This is a genomic window from Variovorax humicola, from assembly GCF_037889915.1.
GTDB classification, from domain to species: Bacteria; Pseudomonadota; Gammaproteobacteria; order Burkholderiales; family Burkholderiaceae_C; genus Variovorax; species Variovorax humicola.
In genome coordinates this window covers 15,746-38,349 of the sequence record NZ_JBBKZV010000016.1, presented here as the reverse complement: position 1 = coordinate 38,349, position 22,604 = coordinate 15,746, and the positions used below count along the sequence as shown (strand labels likewise).

15 protein-coding genes and 1 pseudogene are annotated in these 22,604 nt (G+C 66.6%); 12 read left to right on the top strand and 4 right to left on the bottom strand.

The genetic code is table 11. From position 1 onward, the window contains the following. The first annotated feature begins 2 nt into the window (after positions 1-2). Genes WKW80_RS22305 through WKW80_RS22295 form a run of 3 tightly spaced genes read left to right on the top strand, consistent with a single transcriptional unit; the run spans position 3 to position 3,941 of the window. Positions 3-1,610 carry an AMP-binding protein gene (locus WKW80_RS22305; protein WP_340365763.1) on the top strand — a complete coding sequence of 536 codons (1,608 nt, stop codon included), beginning with the start codon at positions 3-5 and terminating at the stop codon, positions 1,608-1,610. After that, a complete protein-coding gene (locus tag WKW80_RS22300; RefSeq protein WP_340365762.1) occupies positions 1,594-2,724 on the top strand; it encodes an acyl-CoA dehydrogenase family protein in 1,131 nt (376 codons plus the stop codon). Before WKW80_RS22305 ends, WKW80_RS22300 begins: the two co-directional genes overlap by 17 nt. A gap of 2 nt (positions 2,725-2,726) precedes the next feature. Beyond that, positions 2,727-3,941: a CaiB/BaiF CoA transferase family protein gene (locus WKW80_RS22295; RefSeq protein ID WP_340365761.1), complete on the top strand. Its 1,215-nt coding sequence runs from the start codon at positions 2,727-2,729 to the stop codon at positions 3,939-3,941. Here the strand turns inward: WKW80_RS22295 and WKW80_RS22290 are convergent. Genes WKW80_RS22290 through WKW80_RS22280 form a run of 3 tightly spaced genes read right to left on the bottom strand, consistent with a single transcriptional unit; the run spans position 3,922 to position 5,428 of the window. Further along, positions 3,922-4,617, bottom strand: a complete 696-nt coding sequence (locus tag WKW80_RS22290; protein ID WP_340365760.1) for an aspartate/glutamate racemase family protein — start codon at positions 4,615-4,617, stop codon at positions 3,922-3,924. The two genes, WKW80_RS22295 and WKW80_RS22290, sit on opposite strands and share 20 nt — an antisense overlap. 15 nt (positions 4,618-4,632) lie before the next feature. Then, the gene (locus WKW80_RS22285; protein WP_340365759.1) at positions 4,633-5,094 is read right to left on the bottom strand and encodes an Lrp/AsnC family transcriptional regulator; all 462 of its coding nucleotides are present in this window, start codon (positions 5,092-5,094) and stop codon (positions 4,633-4,635) included. 52 nt (positions 5,095-5,146) lie between these two features. Next, positions 5,147-5,428, bottom strand: coding sequence for a hypothetical protein (locus tag WKW80_RS22280; RefSeq protein WP_340365758.1), 282 nt, complete (start codon positions 5,426-5,428; stop codon positions 5,147-5,149). Between the two features lie 152 nt (positions 5,429-5,580). Here WKW80_RS22280 and WKW80_RS22275 point away from each other — a divergent pair, with 152 nt between their 5' ends. The 9 genes and pseudogenes from WKW80_RS22275 to WKW80_RS22230 all read left to right on the top strand — a co-directional run bounded on the left by WKW80_RS22275 (position 5,581) and on the right by WKW80_RS22230 (position 21,036). Then, complete coding sequence (locus WKW80_RS22275) at positions 5,581-6,714, top strand: saccharopine dehydrogenase family protein (protein WP_340365757.1); 1,134 nt, start codon at positions 5,581-5,583, stop codon at positions 6,712-6,714. Positions 6,715-6,872: 158 nt separating this feature from the next. Next, a complete protein-coding gene (amaB, locus tag WKW80_RS22270; RefSeq protein ID WP_340365756.1) occupies positions 6,873-8,378 on the top strand; it encodes an L-piperidine-6-carboxylate dehydrogenase in 1,506 nt (501 codons plus the stop codon). Between the two features lie 32 nt (positions 8,379-8,410). Further along, positions 8,411-9,661 (top strand): NAD(P)/FAD-dependent oxidoreductase, encoded by a 1,251-nt coding sequence (locus WKW80_RS22265; protein ID WP_340365755.1) that lies wholly within the window; start codon positions 8,411-8,413, stop codon positions 9,659-9,661. Positions 9,662-9,769: 108 nt separating this feature from the next. Beyond that, a pseudogene (locus tag WKW80_RS37360) lies at positions 9,770-10,975 on the top strand (transporter substrate-binding domain-containing protein). Positions 10,976-11,078: 103 nt separating this feature from the next. Beyond that, positions 11,079-11,267, top strand: coding sequence for a DUF2970 domain-containing protein (locus WKW80_RS22250; protein ID WP_340365752.1), 189 nt, complete (start codon positions 11,079-11,081; stop codon positions 11,265-11,267). A gap of 351 nt (positions 11,268-11,618) precedes the next feature. Further along, a complete protein-coding gene (locus tag WKW80_RS22245) occupies positions 11,619-15,122 on the top strand; it encodes a pyruvate carboxylase (protein WP_340365751.1) in 3,504 nt (1,167 codons plus the stop codon). 532 nt (positions 15,123-15,654) lie between these two features. After that, entirely contained in the window at positions 15,655-17,451 is a 1,797-nt protein-coding gene (locus WKW80_RS22240; RefSeq protein ID WP_340365750.1) for an adenylate/guanylate cyclase domain-containing protein, read from the top strand. 34 nt (positions 17,452-17,485) lie between these two features. Continuing rightward, entirely contained in the window at positions 17,486-18,835 is a 1,350-nt protein-coding gene (locus WKW80_RS22235; RefSeq protein WP_340365749.1) for a phosphatase PAP2 family protein, read from the top strand. A gap of 86 nt (positions 18,836-18,921) precedes the next feature. After that, positions 18,922-21,036 carry a S8/S53 family peptidase gene (locus WKW80_RS22230; protein ID WP_340365748.1) on the top strand — a complete coding sequence of 705 codons (2,115 nt, stop codon included), beginning with the start codon at positions 18,922-18,924 and terminating at the stop codon, positions 21,034-21,036. A gap of 33 nt (positions 21,037-21,069) precedes the next feature. Here WKW80_RS22230 and WKW80_RS22225 read toward each other — a convergent pair whose 3' ends face one another. Further along, positions 21,070-22,548, bottom strand: coding sequence for an ABC transporter substrate-binding protein (locus WKW80_RS22225; protein ID WP_422822946.1), 1,479 nt, complete (start codon positions 22,546-22,548; stop codon positions 21,070-21,072). Positions 22,549-22,604: the final 56 nt, after the last annotated feature.

Below are 22,604 nucleotides of genomic sequence, written 5' to 3'. Positions count from 1 at the left end.
GCATGCAGACACCCGCCACCTTCGACCCCGGCGTCATCGATCGCCTGGCCCACTGGGCGCAGGCCCGCCCCGACAAGATCGCGGTGCGCCTCATCGACGGCGATGCCGTCACCAGCCTGAGCTACCGCGAGCTCGACGCCCGGGCCAGCGTGGCGGCGCAATGGCTCATCGGCCTGGGCCTGCAGGAAGGCGACGGCATTGCGCTGTTGATGGAAAACCACCCGGACCTGTTCGCCCTGGCCTGGGGCTCGCGCCGCGCCGGCCTGTACTACACGCCCGTGAGCACGCACCTGCACGCCGCGGAGGTCAACTACATCCTGCAGGACTGCGGCGCACGGCTGCTGGTGGCCACGCGCAAGACATTGCCGCTGGTGGCGGCAGGCACGGAGGACGGCGCATGGATTGGCATGCGTTACCTGCTCGATGGCGAGGCGCCCGGCTTCGCGTCATTCACGCAAGAGGCCGCCGCGTTCACCGCCGGCGCGCCGCTGCCGCAGCGAAGCGTGGGGCGCGACTTCCTCTACTCGTCGGGCACCACAGGCCGTCCCAAGGGCATCAAGCGTCCGCTCACGCCGTTCGCCGACCGTTTCCGCGATGCGTACGACGCGGTCGTGTGGCGCGAATTCTTCGGCTTCGGCCCCGACAGCGTCTACCTCACGATGGCGCCGCTCTACCATGCCGCGCCGTTGCGCAGCAGCATGCGTAACATCGACTGGGGCGGCAGCAACATCCTGGCAAGCCGCTTCGACGCGGAACGCGCCCTGCAATTGATCGCGCAATACCGCGCCACCCACAGCCAGTGGGTGCCGACGATGATGATCCGCATGCTGGCCCTGCCCGACGCGGTGCGCGCGCAGGCCGACCTGTCGAGCATGCGCGTGGCCATCCATGCGGCGGCGCCCTGCCCGCCCGAGGTCAAGCGACGCATGATCGACTGGTGGGGGCCCATCTGGCACGAGTACTACGGCGGTTCCGAAGGCATCGGCCTCACGGCCATCGACAGCGCCGGATGGCTGAAGAAGCCCGGCTCCGTGGGCCGCGCGCAACTCGGCACGATCCACGTCAAGGACGACGAAGGGCGCGAGCTGCCGACCGGCGAGCAGGGCCGCATCTGGTTCTCGGGCACGCCGCGCTTCGCCTATCACAACGACCCCGGCAAGACCGCCGCGGCCTATGACGCGCAAGGCTGCGCCACCTTCGGCGACATCGGCCACGTCGACGCGGACGGTGACCTGTTCCTTTCGGGCCGGCGCACCGACCTCATCCTCTCCGGCGGCGTGAACATCTATCCGCAGGAGATCGAGAACCTGCTCGCCACCTACCCCGGCATCGCCGACGTGGCGGTGATCGGCGTGCCGCATCCGGAGTTCGGCGAGGAAGTGAAAGCCGTGGTCGAACTGCACGACGCGCGCCAGGCTTCCCCGGACCTGGCCCGGACCCTCATCGCCTACTGCCGCCAGCACATCGGCCACCTCAAATGCCCGCGCAGCGTGGACTTCATGCCCGCGCTGCCGCGCCTCGAGAACGGCAAGCTCTACAAGCGCCTGCTGATCTCCCGATACGCCAACGCCGCCACCCCCCAGGACCACACCCATGCGAACCGCACTTAGAGAAGACCACGAGCAATACCGCGACCAGGTTCGCAAGTTCGTCGAGCGCGAGATCGCGCCGCACCACCACGCCTGGGAGAAGACCGGCTGCGTGCCGCGCGAGACCTGGCTCAAGGCCGGCCGCGAAGGCCTGCTGCTGCCCGCCATTCCCGAAGCCTACGGCGGCGGCGGCGGCGACTTCGGCCACTCCATCGTGGTCATCGAGGAATTGATGCGCGTGCTGGCCAGCGGCCCGGGCTTTCCGCTGCACTCCGACATCGTGGCGCCCTACCTGCTCGCCTACGGCACCGAGGAACAGCGCCTGCGCTGGCTGCCGCCGATGGCGCGCGGCGAAAAGGTCGGCGCCATTGCCATGACCGAACCGGGCATCGGCAGCGACCTGAAGGCCGTGCGCACCACCGCCAGGCGCGACGGCGACCACTACGTCATCAACGGCGCCAAGACCTTCATCACCAACGGCCTGAACTCCGACATCGTCATCGTCGTGTGCAAGACCGACCCCGACGCCGGCACGCGCGGCATGAGCCTCATCGTGGTGGAAGCCGGCACGCCCGGTTTCACCAAGGGCCCGCTGCTCGAGAAGATCGGCCTCAAGGCGCAGGACACCTGCGAACTGTTCTTCGACGACGTGCGCGTGCCCGTCGGCAACCTGCTGAGCGAAGAAGGCAAGGGCTTCGGCTACCTGATGCACCAACTGGCCCAGGAGCGGCTGATGATTGCCGTGCGCAGCCCGATGGTGATGGAAGCCATGCTGGAAGAAACCATCACCTACACCAAGAACCGCAAGGCTTTCGGCAAGCCCATCTTCGACCACCAGAACACGCGCTTCAAGCTGGCCGAACTCAAGGCCAAGACAGTGGCCTGCCGCGTCTTCGTCGACCACTGCATCTCGCTGCACTTCGAGAAGAAGCTCGACCCCGACATGGCCGCGATGGCCAAGCTCTACGCCACCGAGGCACAGGGCCAGGCCGTGGATGAAATGCTGCAACTGCATGGCGGCTACGGCTTCATGCGCGAATACCCGATCGCGCGCGCCTACGTGGACAGCCGGGTGCAGCGCATCTACGGCGGCACCTCGGAGATCATGAAGGAAATCATCTCGCGGGGGCTGTGAAGATGGACGCTTCGGCTGCCTTGCCCCTGTCGGGCGTCCGCGTGCTGGACCTCACCCGGCTGCTTCCCGGCCCTTACGCCACTTTCGTCCTCACCGGCTACGGCGCCGACGTCGTCAAGGTCGAGGACACGGGCGCCGGCGACTATGCGCGCCATTCGCCGCCCCTGAAGAGCAGCGGCCTGGGCGCGGCCTTCACCGCCAGCAATGCCGGCAAGCGCAGCGTGGCCATCGACCTGAAAAGCGCCGAGGGCCGCGAGCTGTTCCTGCGCTTGCTGCGCAACGCCGACGTGCTGGTGGAGAGCTTCCGGCCCGGCGTGATGAAGCGGCTGGGGCTGGACTACGTCACGCTGGTGCAGAGCCATCCCCGGCTGATCTACTGCGCGATGTCCGGCTACGGCCAGCACGCCGCCCAGGCGGCGCTGGCGGGGCACGACATCAACTACCAGGGCGAGGCCGGGCTGCTGACGCAGCGCACGGACAGCGAGGTCGAACCATTGCCGCCCGCATTGCTGGGCGACCTTGTCGGCGGCTCGTATTCGGCCGTCATCGCCATCATGGCCGCGCTGCTGGAACGGCACACCACCGGCCGTGGCCGCTTCATCGACATCTCCATCACCCATGGCGCGATGGCGCTGTTGCCCTTTGCCACCATCGCCGCCGCCAACGGCGAGGCGCAGCCCGAATTCGGCCAGGGTGCATTGACCGGCGGCAATCCGTTCTACGGCATCTATGCCTGCGCCGATGGCCGGCGCATCAGCCTCGGCGCGCTGGAGCACAAGTTCTGGCAGGCCTTCTGCCGCCACGCCGGGCTGGACGACCTGGCCTCGCTGCTCCCGGAAAAATTGCACGGCGACGCTTCAACCCGGGCCGCGGTGCGCGAGCGCCTGACCGCGTTGTTCATGACTCGCAGCGCCGCCGATTGGACCGAGCTGGGCCGGCAATGGGATGTGTGCCTGGGCCCGGTCGCCACGGTGGAAGAAGCGCTGACCGCTTCGCATGCGCAAGGGCTTCCGCTCACGCACCGCTATGCCGGGCCCAAAGGAATGACCGTGCAGGTGCTCAAGGGCGTGAGCGCGGACCTGGCCGCGCCGGCGCGCGAGCTGAGCCCGCCGCCGGCCCAGGGCCAGCACACCCGGGCCTTGCTCGCCGAAGCAGGCTGCACGGCGCAACAGATCGATTACTTCACCGAGCTGGGCGTCATCCGCCACGCAGCGTGACAGGGGCGGCGCAAGCCTTCCAATGCGCCGCCACCAGCGTCTCGATGTCGTGCACACGGCGCCCGGTGGCCTGCGCGACGGCGTCGCGATAGGGCGGCATGTTGGTGCACTCCAGCACGATGTCCTCGACCGACGGAAACAGGTCGACCAGCCGCCGTGCCGCATCCACCACGTTCCGGCTCGCCTCCACGAGGTCGAGTTGCGGCTCGTTGTGGAGGATGCGGCGATGGAATTCGCAGCCGGGCTGCACACCCTGCAACGGCGTCGACTCGGGCACGCCGGCCGATTTGAGGATGCCTTCGTTCAACGAAGCCGCATCGAAGGTCACGATGCCCGGCCGCGCGAAGTTCCCGCAGGCCAGCAAGCTGGAAGTCACCACGGGGACCGGCACCGCTTCGGAAAGAACGCCTTGCCAGGCCGCCAGGAATCCGCAGCTCGTCGTGATCATCGCCGCGCCCTGCCCGGCCAGTTGCACCGCCGCATCCACGAAAGGCCGCAGCAATGCCGGATCGGCCTCCTTGACGATGCGCTGCGGCGATGCGCCCCGGATCACCGTGTAGCGCACCGGAATGCCGTGGCGGCGGAACGTTTCCTCGTTGCCGATGTCGCCGGGCGGCCGGGGGAACCGCGTGTCGAGCATGAGCACACCGAGGATCTTCGGGGAACTTGTCGCCATCGCCGGGAAGCGCGCCTAAGCGCTGTGGGTGACCGCGCTGCGCCGGTCGATCTTGCGGCTGAGCACGATGGAGGTCTGGGTCTGGTTGATGCCGTCGATCTGGCCCAGTTGATCGAGCAGCTTGTCCAACTGCTCGGGCGTGTCGCAGCGCAGCAGGACCATGTAGTCGAACTGGCCGCTGACGGCCCACACCTCCTCGACCTCCGGCAAACGCTCGAGTGCCCGGATCACGGCCGACGCGCTCTTGGCGTTGACGCTCAGCCCGCAGAACGCGCGCACGGCCGCCTGCTCCGGCCGCTGGCCCAGCCGCACGCCGTAGCCCGCGACGATGCCTTCGCGCTCCAGCCGCGCGATGCGCGCGACCACGGTGGTGCGGGCGATCTTCAGCTTGCGCGCGAGGTTGGCGGCCGACTCCCGCGCATTGGCCTGGAGCAGCGCCAGGAGGTGACGGTCAAGGTCGTCGAGTCGAAGATCCATGGGTCGGCCCTGAAGCAAGAAAGATATCAATTGTCGCGTTGCTCCATGGGCTTCAAGTCGCGGGGATTTGCTCGGTCGCGAGGATTTGGTCGAGCCGCTTCATAGAGCACCACGCCGCTTCCAGTCGCGCAACGCCGAGCGCGATGCCTTCTTCGTCCTGGCTGGCGAACAAGAGGCGGACCGTGGCCCGGCGCACGAACCCAGACGAACATGCCGCCGCCGGGCGCCCTTGCTGCGAGCCGCGGAGGGTCGGCACGTCGGCGCCTTCAGCCGCATTGCCGCGCGCGTCGGAAAGCTTCGCATTCCTGCGCTGCCTGTTTGCGGTGATGGGCATGCTCGCGGCTTCACTCCGTTACGCGCAACCGGCGAAGCCTCTCGTCAGTTCGACGAACGCTGCGCCTGTTTCGCCGTTCTGCGCTCTACCAACTGCCAGCACTCGCTCCTAAAGTTTCCTCATCGGGCCAGCGTGCCCAAAGGAGAAACGACATGGCAAAACTGAAGATCGGCAAGGTACTGGTTCTGGGTGCGGGCAAGGTCGGTGGCACGGTGGCGGACATGATTGCGGAGTACCACCGCTTGCCCGTCTCGCTGGCCGACGTGAAGCCCGGCAACGGCCATGACAACGACACGCTGGTGCGCCGCATCGCGCTCGATGTCGAAAGCGACGAGGCCTTGCGCGCGGAACTGTCGGCGCATTCGGCGGTGATCAACTGCCTGCCTTTCTATCTCGCGCAGCGCGTGGCGACGGCGGCGGCGAAGTGCGGCGTGCACTATTTCGACCTGACCGAAGACGTGGCGGCCACGAAGGCGATCCGCGAGATTTCGAAGGAAGCGACCTCGGTGCTGATGCCGCAATGCGGCCTCGCGCCTGGCGTGATCGGCATGCTGGGCAGCCATCTCGCGGGCCACTTCGACGAGCTCTACGACCTGCGCCTGCGCGTCGGCGCCCTCACGCGCAACGCGACGAACAGCCTGCGCTACAACTTCACCTGGAGCATAGACGGCGTCATCAACGAGTACTGCAACCCGTGCGATGCGATCGTCAACGGGCAACTCCTGTCGGTGCAGCCGCTGGAGGGCCACGAGACTTTCACGCTCGACGCCGAAGCCTTCGAAGCCTTCAACACTTCGGGCGGGCTCGGCACCCTGTGCGAGACGCTGAAGGGCAAGGTCCGCAACCTCGACTACAAGACCATCCGCTATCCGGGTCACCGCGACGCGATGGACTTCCTGCTGCACGACCTGCGCCTGATCGAGCGCCGCGACCTGTTGCGCCAGGTCCTCGAGCATGCGGTGCCGCACAGCCGCGAGGATGTCGTGATCCTGTTCGCCTCGGCGTCGGGACTGCGCGACGGCCGCTTCGAGCAGGAGACGCGCGTGTGCCGCGTGTTCGGCGCGCCGCTGCGCGGCAAGGAGCGCACCGCCATCGAACTGACGACCGCCGCCGGCGTGGTCGGCGTTTTCGAACTGCTGCTGCAGGGCAAGCTGCCCGCCAGCGGGTTCATCGGCCAGGAACAGGCGCCGCTGCAGCAGTTCCTCGCGACCCGCGTCGGCCACTACTACGCGGGCCTCGGCGCCTCGTCGAGACCCGCCGCGCACGGCGAGTTCGCGCACGCCTGACAGCCGCTCTTCCGCGGCGCCCAGCAGGCAAGCCCGGCGTCGCTCACCTCCTTGTCAATGATGAAAATGAAGTTACCCATGCGCGGTGCAGATGTGCTCGTGCAGCTGCAGATCCACCACGACCTCAATGTCCTCTTCGACGCATCAAGGAAAACATCATGAGTGATTTGCTGTCCGTCTTCCGGCGCTGCGGCATCGCGCCGGGCGAATACCAGGGCGGCTCGCTGGCCGTGCGCTCGCCCGTCGACGGCGCCGAGCTGGCCCGCCTGCACGAGACGCCGGCCGCCGAGGTCGACCCCATCATCGCGAAGTCGAAGGCCGCCTTCCTGAAGTGGCGCCTGGTGCCGGCGCCGGTGCGCGGCGAGCTGGTGCGGCTGTGGGGCGAGGAGCTGCGCAAGGCCAAGCAGGACATCGGCTGGATCGTCTCCATCGAGGTCGGCAAGATCATCGAGGAGGGCCTCGGCGAGGTGCAGGAAGGCGTCGACATCTGCGAGTTCGCGCTGGGGCAATCGCGCCAGCTGCACGGCAAGACGATCGTGTCGGAACGGCCGGGCCACCGCATCATGGAGCAGTACCACCCGCTCGGGCCGGTCGCGATCATCACGGCGTTCAACTTCCCGAGCGCGGTGTTCGCATGGAATGCGGCGCTGGCACTGGTGTGCGGCGACCCGGTGATCTTCAAGCCGTCGGAGAAGGCGCCGCTGTCGGGCCTCGCGACCTTCAAGGCACTGGAGCGGGCGATCGCGCGCTTCGGCGACAAGGCGCCGGAGGGACTGGCGCAGATCGTCATCGGCCGTGCGCCGCTGGCGGAAGCGCTGGTCGAAAGCCCGTCGATTCCCCTGGTCTCCGCGACCGGCTCGACACGCATGGGCCGGGCCGTCGGGCCGAAGGTCGCGAGCCGCTTCGGCAAGCGCATCCTCGAGCTCGGCGGCAACAACGCGATGGTCGTCACGCCGGCCGCGGACCTCGACATGGCGCTGCGCGCCATCCTCTTCGGCGCCGTGGGCACCGCGGGCCAGCGCTGCACCTCGCTGCGCCGGCTGATCGTGCATCGCTCGGTAAAGGATGCGCTGCTGCAGAAGCTGCTGAAGGCCTACGCCAACCTGCGCATCGGCAACCCGCTCGCCGCCGGCTCGCTGGTCGGGCCGCTGATCGACCAGCAGGCCTTCGATGCGGTGCAGCAGTCGATCGCCGCTGCGAAGGAGCAGGGCGGCAAGGTGCTGGCCGGCGGGGAGCGCGTGCTCGAGAAGGAGTTTCCGAACGGCTACTACCTGCGTCCCGCCATCGTCGACATGCCCGCGCAGACCGCGATCGTGCGCCACGAGACCTTCGGTCCGCTGCTCTACGTCATCACCTACGACGACTTCGAGAACGCCATCGAGATCCACAACGACGTCCCGCAAGGCCTGTCGTCGTGCATCTTCTCGAATGACATGCGCGAGGTGGAAACCTTCATCTCGGCTGCAGGTTCCGACTGCGGCATGGCCAACGTCAACATCGGCCCGAGCGGCGCGGAGATCGGCGGCGCCTTCGGTGGCGAGAAGGAAACCGGCGGCGATCGCGAAAGCGGCTCCGACGCGTGGAAGCAGTACATGCGGCGCACCACGAACACCATCAACTTCTCGAAGGAACTGCCGCTGGCGCAAGGCATCACCTTCGCCTGAGCCCCTGCAGTTCCGAGCGACACTCGCCATCGATGAACCAAACTGTTGCGATCCTGGGTGCCGGCATCGTCGGCGTGTCTTGTGCGCTCGAACTGCAGCGGCGCGGCTGCGACGTCACACTGTTCGACCGCGTGGCGCCGGGGCGCGAGACTTCGTATGGCAATGCCGGCGTGATCGCGCGCAGTTCGCTGGTGCCGTTCAACAACCCCGGGCTGTGGGCCTCGCTGCCGAGGCTGCTGAAGAACGACTCGGCCAGCTTCCGCTACGACCCGGTGTTCATGGCAAGGAACCTGCCCTGGGCGCTGGGCTTCCTGTGGAGGGCGCGCAAGAGCGCTTTCGAGGAAACCGCCGCCGCGCTCGATGCATTGATCCGGCTGTCGGCCAGGGAACACCAACGGCTGCTGGCCGAGGCCGGCGCCATGCATCGGCTGCGCAACAGCGGCTGGATCTTCCTCTACCGCAGCGAGGAAGCGTTTGCCGGCAGCCGGCTCTTGCGCGAGGCGTTCGACAAGTTCGGCGTCGCCACGCAAGCACTCGATGCGCGCAAGCTGGCTGAACTCGAGCCCGACCTCAAGCCGATCTTTCCGCGCGCGCTCTGGATCAAGGATGCATCGTCGGTGGACAGTCCCGGCCAGGTGGTCGAGGCCTATGCCAGGCTGTTCGTCTCGCGCGGCGGAAAGATGCGGCAGGCACTCATCGGCAATATCGAGAGGTCGCAAGCCGAAGCGTGGCGCGTGGTCGAGGACAACGGCCCCGCGCATGAGGTTGCGCGCGTCGTGCTGGCACTCGGTCCCTGGACACGCGAGTTCGCGAAGAAGACGCTGGGCCTGCGCGTGCCTATGGCCTTCGAGCGCGGCTACCACATGCACTACGGTGCCGCCGGCAACGCGAGGCTCACGCACCCCATCTACGACCCCGGCGGTGGCTACGTCCTGTCGCCGATGGAACAGGGCCTGCGCCTGTCCACAGGCGTGCAACTGGCAGCGCGCGACGCGCCCGGGAACTCCGTCCAGCTCGATCTTGCGGAACGGTCCGCAAGGCAGGCCTTTCCGCTGGAAAACCGGCTCGAGCCGCACGCCTGGCTCGGCAGCCGTCCCACGCTGCCGGACAGCCGGCCGATCATCGGCAATTGCCCTGGCCATCCGGGCCTGTGGCTCGCGTTCGGCCACCAGCACATCGGCTTCAGCACCGGGCCGGGTACGGCGGCGCTGCTGGGCGCCATGATGGCCGGCGAAGCGTGCCCCTTCGACCCGGCGCCGTTTCGCGCATCACGCTTCCTCTGATCGGGCACGCCCCGGTCGAACGCCGAACGCAAATATCCGTGCAGCCCCGGCGCATGCCGGGACAATTGCGATCGATGGGGCAACGGGCTCCAACTCTTGAGGCAGTCGATGGTGCGAATCGTCCTTCCTGTGCACGTCCTCCCTGTGCACGTCCTCCCGGTGCACGTCCTCCCTGTGCACGTCCTCCCGGTGCACGTCCTCCCTGTGCGGCAAACGCTCGCGTCGTTGCTCCGTACTGCCGCGCTGGCCATGTCGCTGGCGCTGGGCTTTGTGGCGCTGCCGGCGTGGTCGGCCACGGCCAGGCCGATGCCGGGCCGCCCCTTGCGTGTGGCCATCAAGCCCATCGCGCCTTTCGTGCTGCCGGACGTCGACCCACCCGCGGGCTTCAGCATCGACCTCTGGAGCGAGGTGGCGCGGCGCATGCGCGTCGACTATCAATGGCACCCGGTGCCGACCTTGCCCGCCCTGCTGCAGACGGTGCGCACAGGCGACGCCGACGTGGCGATCGCCGCCATCACGATGACGCCCGAGCGCGAGCAGTAGCTGGATTTCTCGCACCCGTATTTCGACTCCGGGTTGCGGATCATGGTGAGCGCGACCGAGAAGAGTCCCCTCTTCGCATCGCTTCAATCGTTCCCGTGGCTGGCGCTGGGAGAACTCTTCGGCGTCGCCGCCATCCTGATCTTCGTGCTGGCCAACGTCCTGCTGCTGATCGAGCGCCGGCACAGGAATCCGAGCTTCCAGAAGTCCTATCCCAGGGCATTGGGCGAAGGCCTGTGGGGAATCATGCTGATCTTTTCCACCGGCGAGCACGGGGACCGGGAAGGGTCGCGCGCGTGGAAGCGCGTTGCGGTGGGCGCGATGTGGCTGCTGGGGGTGGTGCTGGTCGCGCAGTTGACCGCGACCGTGACCTCGACGCAAACCGTCCAGCGATTGCAGACCGGCATTCAGGATGAGAACGACTTGCCCGGCAAGACCATTGCGACCGTCACCGGCACAGTCGCCGCGGACTACCTGACGCAGCGCGGCCTCCCTTTCGTGCCCATGACCGACGGGCCCGACGCGATCCGCCTGCTGGCGCAGGGCGATGTGAAGGCCGTGGTCTTCGATGCGCCAACCCTGCAGTACTGGGCCGCGACGCTGGGCAACGGCGCAGTGCGCGTCGTGGGGCCGATCTTCCGTCCCCAGAAGTACGGCATCGCTGTCGCCGAAGGCAGCGCCTTGCGCAAGCCGATCAACGAGGCCCTGCTCGAGATCTACGACGACGGAACCTACGAGAAGCTGTATGCGAAGTGGTTTCCCAAGGGGAAGTGATCGTGTCATGCAGGACGCTACACGAAGCGCGGCAAACTGATACGCAGAATTCGCCGCAATCTGCATCTGTTTATTTGCCTGCAGACGCGCGATATTCAGAACCATGACAGTTCTTCCTCGTTCCGTTCGTGCCGTCCTGTGGAGCTTCATCGGGCTCGGTGGCCGCCGCGCCGATGCCCAGGCGCGCACTGAAAACATCAGCATCCTGACCCTCGTGAGCGTCGCGCTGGTCCTGGTGCTGCTGCTGGTCGGTGGCCTCATCGCGGTTGCCCGGTTCGCCGCGGCACCATAGCGGCCCGCCAGCGCCGGGAATCAGGATTCGAGGCTAGGCCATGAAATCGGCCGCCGGAGAATCCGCGGCGGCCGACCGGTCGGCGAGCCGCTGGGCGATCCGCTGGCGAGCCTCGTCGGCGTGATCGACGGGCTTGCCTGCTCCTCCGAAGGAATGGCATGACCGGATTTCGGCGGAGCTTGCCTACACCTGCCAGTGCCCGGGGTTGCCCGTCGCTGCAGATGAGACGCCCCCCAGCGGCGTCGCGCCGCGATGCGTTGGGCCCCGCGAATCGGTCGCTTTTGCGTTGAGGCAGGCACACTTGCTGCTGGGGCACGGCTGCCCCCCCACTTGCCGCCCACGAAAGACCCCATGCTCGCAAAACCCATCGGCTCCGTCCTGATCGCCAACCGCTCCGAAATCGCCATCCGGGTGATGCGCGCGGCGTCCGAAATGAACATGCGCACGGTGGCGATCTACTCCCGCGAAGACCGGCTGGCGCTGCACCGCTTCAAGGCGGACGAGAGCTACCTGGTCGGCGAGGGCAAGAAGCCGCTGGCGGCCTACCTCGACATCGACGCCATCCTGGGCGTGGCGCGCGCCGCGCGGGTCGACGCGATCCATCCCGGCTACGGCTTCCTGTCGGAGAACCCCGATTTCGCCCAGGCAGTGCTCGATGCCGGCATCGAATGGATCGGCCCGCGCCCGGACGTGATGCGCACCCTCGGCAACAAGGTGGCCGCCCGCAACGCCGCCGTGGCCGCGGGCGTGCCCGTGATGCCGGCCACGGCGCCGCTCCCGCTCGACCTGGCGCAATGCAAGCGCATGGCCGCCGAGGTTGGCTATCCGGTAATGCTCAAGGCCAGCTGGGGTGGCGGCGGGCGCGGCATGCGGGCGATCCAGGGGGAAGGCGAACTGGAGGGCGCGCTGGCCGCGGCCCGCCGCGAGGCGCTGGCCGCGTTCGGAAACGACGAGGTCTATTTCGAGAAGCTGGTGCAGAGGGCACGCCACGTCGAGGTGCAGATCCTTGGCGACACAGAGGGCAACGTGGTACACCTTTTCGAACGCGACTGCACCGTCCAGCGGCGCAACCAGAAGGTGGTCGAACGGGCGCCGGCGCCCTACCTCGACGAGGCAACGCGCCAGGGCCTGTGCGACAGCGCGCTCGAGCTGATGCGCGCAGTCGACTACACGCATGCCGGCACCGTCGAATTCCTCATGGACGCGGACACCGGCAAGTTCTATTTCATCGAGGTGAATCCGCGCATCCAGGTCGAGCACACGGTGACCGAACTCATCACCGGCATCGACATCGTGAAGGCGCAGATCCGCATCAGCCAGGGCGGGCGCATCGGCCTGCGGGAGGACGAAACCGCTGAGGACGGCAGCGTGACGGCGCGCGCCACCGGTGTGCCCCCGCAGTCGGAAATCAAGCTCAACGGCCACGCCCTGCAGTGCCGGATCACCACCGAAGACCCGGAGAACGGCTTCCTGCCCGACTATGGCCGGCTCAGTGCGTACCGCAGCGCGGCCGGCTTCGGCATCCGGCTCGACGCGGGCACGGCGTACGGCGGCGCGGTCATCACGCCGTATTACGACTCGCTGCTGGTCAAGGTCACGGCGTGGGCGCCGACCGCGCGCGAGACGATCCAGCGCATGGACCGCGCGCTGCGCGAGTTCCGCATCCGCGGCGTCGCGTCGAACCTGCAGTTCCTCGAGAACGTCATCAACCACCCGGACTTCGCGGCCGGCACGGTGACCACGCGCTTCATCGACACCACGCCCGAGCTGCTGGAGTTCACGAAGCGGCGTGACCGCGCCAGCAAGCTGCTCGGCTTCATCGCCGACGTCACGGTCAACGGCCATCCGGAGATGAAAGGCCGCAAGCTTCCGGACTTGCCGTTCATCAAGCCGGTGCTGCCGAAGGTCGACCTGTCGACGCCGATTCCGCGCGGCTCGCGAGATCGGCTGCGCGAACTGGGCACCAACGGCTTCGCCCAGTGGATGCGCGACAGCAAGCCTGTCCTCATGACCGATACCACCTTGCGCGACGCCCATCAGTCTCTCTTCGCCACGCGCATGCGCACGGCCGACATGCTGCCGATCGCGCCCTTCTACGCCCGCGAGTTGCCGCAGTTGCTGTCGCTCGAATGCTGGGGCGGTGCGACTTTCGACGTGGCCATGCGCTTCCTCAAGGAAGACCCATGGCAGCGCCTGGCGCAGTTGCGCGAGCAGGTGCCCAACATCCTGCTCCAGATGCTGCTGCGCGGCGCCAACGGCGTCGGTTACACCAGCTATGCCGACAACGTCGTGCGTTTCTTCGTCAAGCAGGCGGCCAGTTCGGGCGTCGACCTGTTCCGCGTGTTCGATGCGCTCAACTGGGTCGAGAACATGCGCGTCTCGATCGATGCGGTGCTCGAATCCGGCGCGTTGTGCGAGGGCGCGATCTGCTACAGCGGCGACCTGTTCGATCCCTCGCGGCCCAAGTACAGCCTGGCCTACTACGTCGGCATCGCGCGCGAATTGCAGAAGGCGGGCGTGCACATCCTGGCCATCAAGGACATGGCGGGCATCTGCCGGCCGCGCGCCGTCGCCGCGCTCGTCAAGGCGCTGAAGGAGGAGACCGGCCTGCCGGTGCACTTCCACACGCACGACACCAGCGGCATCGCGTCGGCGTCGGTGCTGGCCGCGGTCGACGCCGGCTGCGATGCGGTCGACGGCGCACTCGACGCGATGAGCGGCCTGACCTCGCAGCCCAACCTGTCGAGCATGGCCGCGGCGCTGGCGCACAGCGAGCGCGACCCGGGCCTGTCGCAGCACTCGCTGCACGCCGCATCGACGTACTTCGAAGGCGTGCGGCGCTTCTACGCGCCGTTCGAAAGCGACATCCGCGCAGGCACCGCCGACGTGTATCGGCACGAGATGCCCGGCGGCCAGTACACCAACCTGCGCGAGCAGGCCCGTTCGCTCGGACTGGAGCATCGCTGGACCGAGGTGTCGCAGGCCTATGCCGACGTGAACCGCCTGTTCGGCGACATCGTGAAGGTCACGCCGACGTCGAAGGTGGTCGGCGACATGGCGTTGATGATGGTCGCCAACGACCTGACGCCAGCCGACGTGGCGGACCCGGCGCATGACGTCTCGTTTCCCGAATCGGTGGTGTCGCTGTTCAAGGGCGAACTGGGCTTTCCGCCCGATGGCTTTCCGGCCGCGCTGTCGCGCAAGGTGCTCAAGCTGGCCGAAGGCGACGCGCCGCCGGTGGCCTACCGCCCGGGCGATGCGCTGCCGCCGGTCGACCTGGAGGCAGCGCGCGCGCAGGCCGCAAGCGACGCCGGCATGCCGCTCGACGATTGCCAGCTTGCCAGCGCCCTGATGTACCCGAAGGTGGCACGGGACTTCCACCAGCACCTGCAGGCGCACAGCGACACGTCGGTGTTGCCGACGCCGACCTTCTTCTACGGCCTGCGACTGCAGGACGAGGTCGCGCTGGAGATCGATCCCGGCAAGACTTTGCTGGTGAGCCTGCAGGGCATCCACGACGACGAGGCAGCCGGCGCGGTCAAGGTTCAGTTCGAGCTCAACGGCCAGTCACGCACGGTGCAGGTGGCCAAGGCCGGCGCCGCCAATGCGGCGCTCAAGCGCGAGGTGGCCGAGCCGGGCAATCCGCGCCATGTCGGCGCGCCGATGCCGGGCGCCATCGTCACCGTGCCGGTGCAGGCCGGGCAGGCGATCCACGCCGGCGCGACGCTGGTGTCGCTCGAGGCAATGAAGATGGAGACGCACATCGTGGCCGAGCGCGATGGCGTGATCGAGCGCGTGCTGGTGAAGCCGGGGGATCGGGTGCAGGCAAAGGACTTGCTGTTGGAGTGGAGGTAGCACTCCCCCCGAAGCGCCTGCGGCGCCTCCCCCCGAGGGGGCGCACCCAGCGGCCCGGCAAAGCCGGTGGAATGAAACACCCCCGATGCGCCTGCGGCGCCTCCCCCTCCAGGGGCCTCCAGGGGGCGCACCCAGCGGCCCGGCAAAGCCGGTTCCGCGGGTGCCCACGAACAGACTTCGCAGTGCTCGACCTGATTTCATGCGGCTCGGGTGATGTGAACCACCCCCGAGCGCCTGCGGCGCCTCCCCCCCTTGATGGGGCGCACCCAGGGGCCCGGCAAAGCCGGTTACGCGGGTGCCCACGAACAGACTTTGCCGTGCGCGTCCTGGTTTCATGCGTCGCGCGGGTCGCGCGATGGCGTGGTGAAAAACTGATATGAGGCGGCTGGCCATGCCCGTACATCGCCACGGACACGCTCGGCAAGGCGCTGGCGAGCGCGCTCGGACGCACGCCTGTCGACGATCCCATGCTTGTTGCTCTGCCGGTTCCTCCCCCACAATGGCGATGCAACAGGAACGAGGTTTCTCCATCATGTTGAAGCCGATCGAGGAAATTTCGCCCTTCCCCGAGCTCGTCCGCGTTCGCAGAGCGATCGTGGTGTTGGATGTCGTCGAGTCGGTTCGACTGACACTCCAGCACGAAGACGATTTCATCGGCCGTTGGCGAAGATTCGTGGTCGAGGTTCGCGACAACATCATCCCGCAGCATCGCGGACGCATGGTCAAGAGCCTCGGCGACGGCATGTTGATGGAGTTCGATACCGTGCTTGGCGCCGTCAACGCTTCCCTGGAAGCGCAGCAACGCATCCGCGTCTACAACATCGGCCGTGAGCCGTCGGCGGAGATCCATCTGCGCATCGGCGTGCATGACGCGGATGTCGTGATGGACGACGTGGACGTGTACGGCGCCGGCGTGAACCTGGCGGCACGCCTGGCGACACTGGCGGGGGCCGATGAGGTAGTGATTTCCCCCGAAGCGCATGACGCGCTCGTTCCCGGGTTCGATGCGGACATCGAAGACCTGGGGGACTGCTATCTCAAGCACTTCACCGAACCGCAGCGCGCGTACCGCGCCGGCGCACTGGGCCGTCATTCCGCCAGTTGGTCCGGTTCCACTGCCGGTTCCGGCGACGCCGTGACCATCGCGATCGTGCCGTTCGTGGCAAAAGGCGATGCCGTCGAAGGCGACGCGGCGTTCTTTGGCGATGCACTTGTCGACGACGTGATTTCGAAGCTGTCGCGCTCGTCGCAAATCAACGTGATCTCACGCTTGTCCACGGCCGCATTTCGCACGCGCGTGCTCGATCTCGACGCAATCGCCAACGCGCTGTCCTGCCAGTACGTGGTGCACGGGACCTGCGCGATTTCGGGCGACAAGGTTCGTGTGCGCGCACTTCTTGTGGACTGTCAATCCAAGATGGTGCTGTGGGCCGACGCGATCGACGGGAGCGTCGCGGATACCCTCGCGGGCGGCAGCGTTGTGGTGGATCGCCTGACGAACGAGATCTGCAAGGGACTTGTGCACGCGGAGGTGCATCGTTGCGTCACGAATCCACTCCCGACCCTCAAGAGCTACACCATCCTGATGGGCGCCGTCGCGATGATGCATCGACTGTCTTCCCGCGACTTCGAGCGTTCCAGGGAAATGCTGGTCTACCTGTGCGAGCGGCATCCGCGGGCGACAGCCCCGCGCGCATGGCTGGGCAAATGGCACGTCATGCGATTCGCGCAGGGTCTGTCGCCCGAACGCACGCTGGACGCGCAGCTTGCGCGCGGCGTGATCGCGCAGGCACTGGATCTCGAGCCCGAGCACTCCCTGGCACTCGCGATCGACGGCCTGGTATGCGCCTACATAAAGAAGGACCTGGTCACGGCGGCACAGCGCTATTCGGCGGCGATCCAGGCCAATCCGAACGAGAGCCTGGCGTGGCTGTTCCAGTCGGCGCTGCACGCATACGACGAGCAGGGCGAGCAGGCCGTAGCCTGCGCCATGCGCGCGCAGCGACTGTCTCCGCTCGATCCGCTGAAGTACTACTACGACAACTTCACGTCGACCGCAATGCTTTCAGCGGGCGATTTCAAGGGTGCGATTGCTTTCGGAAAACGCTCGCTGCGCGCGAACTGCGCGCACGGCGCGACGCTGCGCATTCTTGCGATCGCCCAGGTCCTCGACGGCCAGGTGGACGAGGCCCGAAAGACCGTGAGCGAACTTCTGTCCGTCGAGCCGGGTTTCACCGCGTCGAAATTCCTCGACCGCTATCCCGGTGGCGCGGCGACCCAGACCAACAGGTATGTCGACGCACTGCGCACGGCAGGCCTGCCGGCATGACCTGACTCGAAAAAATCACCTCAGGAGACAAGCGATGAGCCTCGAATCCCTACAGTCCTCCGCGTCGTCGGCCTCCTCGGCCTCCTCCGCGTCCTCGGCATCGTCCGCGTCATCGGCGTCATCCGCGTCATCGGCGATGAACGGCCTGACCGGCTATGCGGGTGCCATCGTCAACCCGGCCTTGACCGCTGCCATCGAATCGACGCGCCAGTACCTGGTCAAGTCGAACGTGCTGACGGATACGTGGTCGCTGTCGGGCAAGTTTTTCAACGCCAACGATCAGGACGCGTACACGAGCCCGCTCGATGACGCTGGCCAGCTCATCCGCTGGCAACCCGACTGCCGCGCAACGGTATTGACCTTTGAAGCGATGGCAGGGATCAGCTTCGGCGTGAAGGGCGACCTCGCGACGCTTTTTTCTCCGGATGTCCAGGGAAATCCGGTGCCCGTCATCGCGATGAGCAGGCCCAGGAAAGCCGTGCTGGCCCAGCAGAGCGCGCTGGTGGCGCAAGCTGCGTCGTCGCGGCTGATGCCGAAATCGGATGATGTGGCTTCACGGGACAGGCTGACCGAAATCGGCAGTCAGGTCGTGCCGCCGTTCGCCTTCTGGTGTGCGGCATTGCCGATTCACCCGGACCGCATGCCGCGCACCATCGAGCTGATCAATCTGACCCTGACGATGGCCAGCCTCGTGGAGCAGCGCTTCAAGCATGCGCTTGCGGTGCCCAGACCTCACAACTTCAGCCCGCGCGTCTTTCCAGCACTGCTGACGCCTGGGCACGCCAGCTTGCCGAGCGGTCATGCGACGGAGGCGTTCGCGGTATCGAACATCCTGCACCTGCTGATGACGTCAGGCAACTATCCGCTGGCCGACAAGACCGAGCTGCGCAAATTGCTGCTTGCACTCGCGGCGCGCATCGCGGACAACCGTCAGGTCGCGGGATTCCACACCCCTATCGACACGATCGCCGGACGCCTGCTTGGCACCACGCTGGCGCACTACCTGGCGGCGCGTTGCCAGAACACGAAGATGACATTCATCGGCGAATTCCCCGGAGCCACCCTTTCCGTTGACAAGATCAGCAACAAGCTCACGCCGAACGCATTGAACGAAACAGGTTGTGAGCTGGATCCGCTGGACGAGAGCAAGAACGAGGACGGGATCTGCACGATTACGCAACAGACCTCCATCTTCAATTCCAGCGCGGCGCTCACCTGGCTATGGAACAGGGCTTGTGACGAATGGGGCCCGGCAGCCACGATGGAGTGGCCGATCCCGGCACCGGCGGTCGTGTCGGAGGCCCGGTTCGAGGTCAAGCGAAATGGCAAGTCAGCGGTCAGGACAGCGGTCAGGCCAAAGGGCAAGGCAGAGGCTATCCAATGACGCCGACACGTGCGCTCGACCCTTACCTCGTCTGGGCCCGTGAAACGAGGTATCGATACATCGCGGCCGCAATCTGGAGCGAAGGCATGCTTCGCTGCGTCGGCGAACTTCATGAAAAGTGTGACTTCGCCGACCTCGTCGCCAACCAGCTGCTGGAAGCACGTTTGATCGAAGGCACGCGGTTCTTCTCAGGGCGGATAAGGGCGACTGCAGAAGCACTTGAGGCGCTCAACGAGATCGCCGACTTCGTATTGGCAGAGCCAGGCATGTGGCCGGTCGGCGCGCAACGATCAGCCGCTGCACCTGCACCTGCACCTGCGTCGTCCGGCCCCCGTCACGCACGATGCCCCCAGAAGCTGGTGGTCGGCGTGATCGATGGCGCGTGTGGGTTTGCGAACCGGGCTTTTTGCGCCGGCACGAAATCCCGCATCGATTTGTTCTGGGACCAGGGAGGCCCGTCCGCCGCGGACCCACGCTGGGAGGCCGTCCCCGAAGCTGGCTACGGTCGCCAACTGGGAAAGACCGCGCTCGACAACATCGCCTCCCTCCTGGACGATCTGGACAGTTCGACGGGCGCCGACGACCGGCGAAGGATCGCCGAAGAGAGAAGCCTGTACAGCCAGTTGCAGCATGCGACTCCCGCGGACTCCGATTGGTCGCATGGAACCCACGTGCTCGGCACAATCCTTTCCGACTTGCGAAACCCGGCCAACGACAGCCCGCTCGGCGAAGACAGCCGACCCGCCGTGATCTATGTGCAATTGCCCGACGCGGCGCTCCGGGACACGAGTGGACGCTGGGCAGCCGCGTATGTACTCGATGGCATCCAGTACATCCTCGATCATGCGAGCGAAGACGACGATGCAAGGATCGTCATCAATCTCAGCCTCGGCGCGTTCGCCGGACCCCATGACGGCAGTTCCATCCTGGAGCGCGCGATGGATGAACTGGCGACGAATGCGAAGTACAAGGACCGGCTGACCCTTGTGGTGGCCGCAGGCAATGGGGCGAGAGTCGTTGACGACGGCACGGGCGTGCCGAAATCCTGCCATGCGCGTTTCACTCTCGATGCCTCAGGCGGCATCATCGCGTCGACCGCATCCGCTGCCTCGTTGGCCTGGGACATCGATGTTCAGGACACCACCGAGAGTTTCGTGGAGCTATGGATGCCAGAGCTGGCGCCAGCGCAGAAGAATCTGGGCCTGAACGTCACGCTCGAGGGCCCGGGAGGCCTGAGTTCACACGGCGTTGCGCCGGGCAAGGACGGCAAAGTGTCGATCAACGGCGACGCGGTCGCGGTGGTGGTCAACGCCACGGGAGCGCGAAGAATACCCAACGGCAACGGCGGTATGGTCCTGGTCGCGATCGGGCACACGCGTGATTCGGGGCGCACGGCGTCCGCGCCCGCCGGCCGGTGGCAGCTGACGGTGACCAACAACTGCGACCGACCACTGACGATCGACGCGTGGATAGAGCGGCGCGACTTGCCCGGAGAGTTGGCGGGTTTCAGGCCGCAGTACGGGTTCGTGAGCAACGGCCAGGACTTCAACTCGCGCGGATCGCTGGGAACGCTGGCCAACGGCAGGCACACGTTCGTGGTGGGTGCTGCAGACGAGACGAAGCACGGGAGTGCGGCTTATGTCGCGAGCCCGTACTCGTCCGCGGGCCTCGAGGGCAATCCTTCGGATCGCAATGCGCGCCAGGTCATGCGACGGGGGCCGGACGCCTACGGCGCCGGCGAGCGCGATGGCGAAGGATTCTTTACCGGGTCCCAAAAGAGCCTGGCCGGCACGTCTGTCGCGGCGGCCCAATTGACGGCTGCGGTTGCCTGGGTCACTGCGCAGGGCCCGGCAGCCAAGGGCTTGCGCGAAAGGCTCGGCAACTTTGCCTCGGCGCGACGAAAGAGTGCGGCGCAAGCGGCAGCCGGCTCCTCTGCAGCCCTCAGCGGCGCTCCGGCACAGGGCGCGGCCAATCCCGCGCCTGGGCGCCCCCCCGATCCTGCGGAATTCTTTCTGATTCCGCCAAGGCATCAGAAGAACGAGACCGCCTCATCGGATGCCCGTCCTTCATGGACCCCGAAATCGTCTGGCGTCCCCGCAAAAAGGCGCCGGCAAATCAAGCCGGGGAAGGCGCGGGCGGGTGAGGCGCAAGTGACGGTTGTTTCCACTGCACCCCCCGCCGCCGTAGTCCGCGGCCATTGAGGTACCGGACGACGCGGTCGAGCGCCGCGCGCCTCACTTGACACTGATCCAGCGCCACTCCAGCCAGTTGTCTGGACGGTGCACCGCCTCGACATTGCTTCGCATCGCCCAGGGAATGACCTGGCGATGCAGCGGGATGTGATGGACCTGCTCGCCGTGTTCGCGCAACGCCGCCTTGATCAGGGCTGCCCGCTTGCCAGGATCCGGCTCGACAGATGAAGCGGCGGCGAGTTCGTCGAGCTTCGGGTTCTTGTAGTCTCCCCAGTTGAAATAGCCCACCCCATTGGCGCCCCGCGAGCGCAGCACTGGCGTCAAGGTCACCTCTTCATCGGTGATCGCCCCGCCCCACCCCAGCAGGTACATCGACACGTCGAGCTTCTCGGCCTTTGGAAAAAACAACGCACGCGGCTGCGCGTTGACGTTCACCTTCACTCCGATCCGGGCCCACATGGCGGCCAGCGCGAGACAGATCTTCTCGTCGTTGATGTACCGGTTGTTCGGGCAGTCGAGCGTCACCGCGAATCCATCCGGGTAGCCCGCCTCTGCCATCAGGGCTCGCGCCTTGGCCAGATCGAACGCAAGACGACGCTCGAACTCCGGATCGTTGAAAACGCCAAGGGGCGAGGGGGACAGCACCCCGGTCGGAATGGCTTGCCCCCGCATGATGGACGTACGCAGCGTCTCGATGTCGATCGCGTGATAGAGAGCCCGGCGGACACGGACGTCCTTGAACGGATTGCGGCCCTTGACGGAGCTGTAGAGAAGTTCGTCCCTGGCCTGGTCCATGCCAATGAAAAGCACTCGGTTTTCCGCGCCGTCGAGCACCTTCACCCCGGTGGTCGAGCGCATCCTGTCCAGATCCTGGGGCGCGGGGTCTTGCACCAGATCAAGTTCTCCTGACAAGAGCGCGGCATCGCGCGTGGCGTCATTCTTGATGGGCGTGTAGATCACGTCCCGAACGTTGCCTTCGAAGCGCCCCCACCAGTTCGGGTTTCGCTTGAACACCGTCTTCACATCGGGCTCGCGTGACACCAGCATGTAGGGCCCGGTGCCGTTCGCATTGAAGGTCGTATAGCGGACATCCTTGCCCTTGAAGTCCTGGGGCTTCACCGCATCATGCTCTTCACACCAGGACTTGCTCATCATCTGGACCAGGGCCGCATGCTCCAGGAATATGGGGTTGACTTGCGCCAGTGCGAATTCCACCGTCAGGGCATCGATCTTGCGCACCTGGCCAAGCGCGGAGGCGTAGACGCGGATGCCCGATGCAGGATCCTTCGCACGTTCGACGGAAAAAACGACGTCGTCCGCCGTGAAGGGCTGCCCACCGTGAAACTTCACGCCGGGTCTGAGGTGCATCTGCCAGAGCGTGGGGCTCACTTGTTGCCAGTCCAGCGCGAGCGACGGCACCAGATTCAATTGCCTGTCGCGCCCGACGAGCGTCTCATAGACTTGGCCATTGATGGAGTTGGTCAGTTGCTCGTTCTGCGAATACGGGTCGAGTGTCTGCAAGTCACCCTGGCTCGACCATCGCAGAACCTGCGCCTCGGCTACAGGCCCGCCCGCCA